This is a genomic window from Streptomyces sp. NPDC001617, from assembly GCF_053596855.1.
Genome location: NZ_JBSFHA010000189.1, coordinates 1 through 3,473, shown reverse-complemented (window position 1 = coordinate 3,473; position 3,473 = coordinate 1). Strand labels below are relative to the sequence as shown.

Genomic DNA, 3,473 nt, shown 5'->3' with positions numbered 1-3,473 from the left:
GTCCTCGACGACACCGGCTCCGGTGACGACTCCGGCATCCTCGCCGGCATGGAGTGGGCGGCCCAGCAGGGCGCCGACGTCGTCAACCTCAGCCTGGGCGGCGGCGACACCCCGGAGATCGACCCGCTCGAGGCCGAGGTCAACAAGCTCTCGGAGGAGAAGGGCATCCTCTTCGCCATCGCCGCCGGCAACGAAGGCGACTTCGGCGACGAGACGATCGGCTCGCCGGGCAGCGCGGCCGACGCGATCACGGTCGGCGCGGTCGACGACAAGGACAAGCTGGCGTCCTTCTCCAGCCGCGGTCCGGGTCTCGACGGCCAGATCAAGCCGGACGTCACCGCCCCCGGTGTCGACATCACCGCGGCGGCCGCTCCCGGCAGCGTGATCGACAAGGAGGTCGGCGAGAACCCGCCCGGGTACCTGACCATCTCGGGTACGTCGATGGCGACCCCGCATGTCGCGGGCGCGGCGGCGATCCTGAAGCAGGAGCACCCGGACTGGAAGTTCTCCGAGCTCAAGGGCGCGCTGACCGGCTCGGCCAAGGGCGGCAAGTACACGCCGTTCGAGCAGGGTTCGGGCCGTATCGCGGTCGACAAGGTCATCAAGCAGTCGGTGGTCGCCGACCCGGTGTCGGTGAGCTTCGGCACCCAGCAGTGGCCGCACACCGACGACACCCCGGTCACCAAGCAGCTGACGTACCGCAACCTGGGCACCAAGGACGTCACGCTGAACCTCGCGATCGCGGCCACCAACCCGAAGGGCCAGGCGGCTCCCGCCGGCTTCTTCAAGCTGGGCGCGTCGAAGGTGACCGTCCCCGCGGGCGGCAAGGCCTCGGTCGACGTCACCGTCAACACCAAGCTGGGCGGCACGCTGGACGGCGCGTACTCGGCGTATGTGACGGCGACGGGCGGCGGCCAGACGGTCCGTACGGCCGCTGCCGTGCAGCGCGAGGTCGAGTCGTACAACGTCACGCTGAAGGTCCTCGACCGTGACGGCAACGGGGCGAAGAACTGGGACGCGAGCCTGGCCGGCCTGTCCGGCCTCGGCGCCGGCAAGTTCTACTCGCCCTACGACCCGTCCGGCACGGTCACCACGCGCGTGCCCAAGGGCAGCTACATCCTCAACTCCGCCGTCTACGTGGACCCGGAGGACTTCTCCAAGGGTGCCGACTGGCTGGCCCAGCCCAAGCTGAACGTCACCAAGGACACCACGATCACGATCGACGCCCGCAAGGCGAAGCCGATCGACATCACGGTGCCGGACGCGACCGCCAAGTCGGCCTTCGCGTCACCCGAGTTCGACGTCAACTCGGCCAACGCCGGCTTCAGCTTCGGCTGGTTCCTGGACTCGTACGACAACTTCCGCACCGCGCACCTCGGTCCGCAGATCACCGACGGTTCGGTGACCCAGCAGTGGGACGGGCACTGGACCAAGGGTGACAACGAGGAGTACGACGCCACCACCGGCGGTGTCGTCAAGCAGCTCGCCACCGGCTTCACCAAGCACTGGAAGGCCAGCGAGCTGGCCACGGTCAACGTCGGCCTGGGCGGTGCGGCGAGCGGCAAGAAGGGCTCGGTCAGCGCGTTCGGCTGGCTGCCCTTCAGCGGCGGGGCCTCCGCGATCGGCATGACGCAGACGCTGCCCAGCACGCGGAAGCTGCACCTGTCGACCGTGAACGGCGTCAAGTGGGAGATGGAGTTCGAGCAGGACGGCGGCGTCGACTCGGACGGCTTCCCGGTCTCCGAGGCGTACTACTCGCTGGGTGCCGCGCAGACGTTCAAGGCGGGCCAGACCTACTCGAAGACGTTCAACAAGGCGGTCTTCGGCCCGCACCTGAACGCCGACTTCGGCCTCTACCGCGACGGCAACAGCATCTACGGCTCCGTCCCGCTGTTCGCCGACTCGTCCGCCCACGCCGGCTCCTCGGCCTTCACCTCGGTCGTCACGACCCTGTACCGCAACGGCACCAAGGTCGGCTCGAACGACGACCCGCTGTTCGGCGAGAAGGCGTTCAAGGTTCCGGCCGGCGAGGCGTCGTACAAGCTGACGACCTCGGTCAAGCGCAGCGTGAAGGTCGCGGCGGCGTCCACCCGGATCGACGCGAGCTGGACGTTCCACTCGAAGAAGCCCTCCGACCTCACCAAGCTCCCGGCCTCCACGGCCCGCTTCAACGCGACCACGGACCTGGGCAGCAAGGTCGAGGCGGGCAAGACGGTCAAGATCCCGGTCGTCGTCGAGGGCTCGGCGAAGGGCAGCAACCTCAAGTCGCTGTCGGTGTACGTGTCGTACGACTACGGCCAGACCTGGAAGAAGGTCTCCGTGGTGAACGGCAAGATCACCGTGAAGAACCCGGCCAAGGGCCAGGCGATCTCCTTCCACGCGAAGATCACCGACAAGAAGAACAACAAGTCGACGATCTCGATCTACAACGCGTACTACGGCAAGTGAGCCGTTAGCGAACCGCCCGCCGGAGGTGCAGCTTCCGGCGGGCGGTCCGTGTTTCCGTGGGCGTATGACTGCCGAGACCGTCGAATACATCCGGTACCGCATCCCGGAAACCCGCTCGGCGGAGTTCCTGGCCGCCTACACCCGTGCCGCCGTCCACCTGGCCGAGGCCCCGCAGTGCGTCGACTACGAACTGGCCCGCTGCGAGGACGACTTCGAGCACTACGTCCTGCGCATCACCTGGACGTCGTGCGAGGACCACGTCGAGCGCTTCCGCAAGTCCGACCTGTTCCAGGACTTCTTCGCGGAGATCCAGCCCTACGTGGAGAACATCGACGAGATGCGGCACTACAAGCCGACGACGGTGCGGGGCCGGGGAGCCTCGGTGCCGACGCTGTACGCCTGGGCGGGCGGCGCCGAAGCGTTCTCCCGCCTGACCTCGGCCTTCTACGACAAGGTCCTCAAGGACGACCTCCTCGCCCCGCTCTTCGCCGACCTGGCCCCCGACCACGCCGAGCATGTCGCCCTGTGGCTCGGCGAGGTCTTCGGCGGGCCGCCCACCTACTCCCTCACCCAGGGCGGCCACGGCCACATGGTGGCAAGACTCCCCCAGAGGGGGTACCCCCATCAACAAGAACATCAGCGAGCCCCAGCGCCGCCGCTGGGTCAACCTCATCCAGGACGCGGCGGACGAGGCGGAACTCCCGACGGACGCCGAGTTCCGGTCCGCCTTCCTGGCCTACGTGGAGTGGGGGACGCGGCTCGCCGTGTACTTCTCCAGCCCCGACGCGAAGCCACCGGCGGAGCAGCCGGTGCCGCGGTGGGGGTGGGGGGTTGTGCCGCCGTATCGGGGATGAGGGATCTTCTCGGCGCCGGTCGGCGAAATCCAGCCGAGCTGCGCGAGCACCGTCCGGCGTTTGAGGACGAGGGCGTTCAGGCCGACAGCGGGGGTCTGGGGGCGGCAGCGCGGACCTCCCCACGGCAACGCTGCCGCAGCCACCGGCGCACACCACGGCACCCACGGTGCC

1 protein-coding gene and 1 pseudogene are annotated in these 3,473 nt (G+C 68.6%); both read left to right on the top strand.

Annotated elements, in window-relative coordinates; translation table 11 throughout:
• A partial coding sequence (locus tag ACWC09_RS52375; RefSeq protein ID WP_450859372.1) for a S8 family serine peptidase occupies positions 1-2,448 on the top strand: 2,448 nt, incomplete at its 5' end.
• Between the two features lie 64 nt (positions 2,449-2,512).
• Positions 2,513-3,302 (top strand): annotated as a pseudogene (locus ACWC09_RS52370) (globin domain-containing protein).
• The last annotated feature ends 171 nt before the right edge of the window (positions 3,303-3,473 follow it).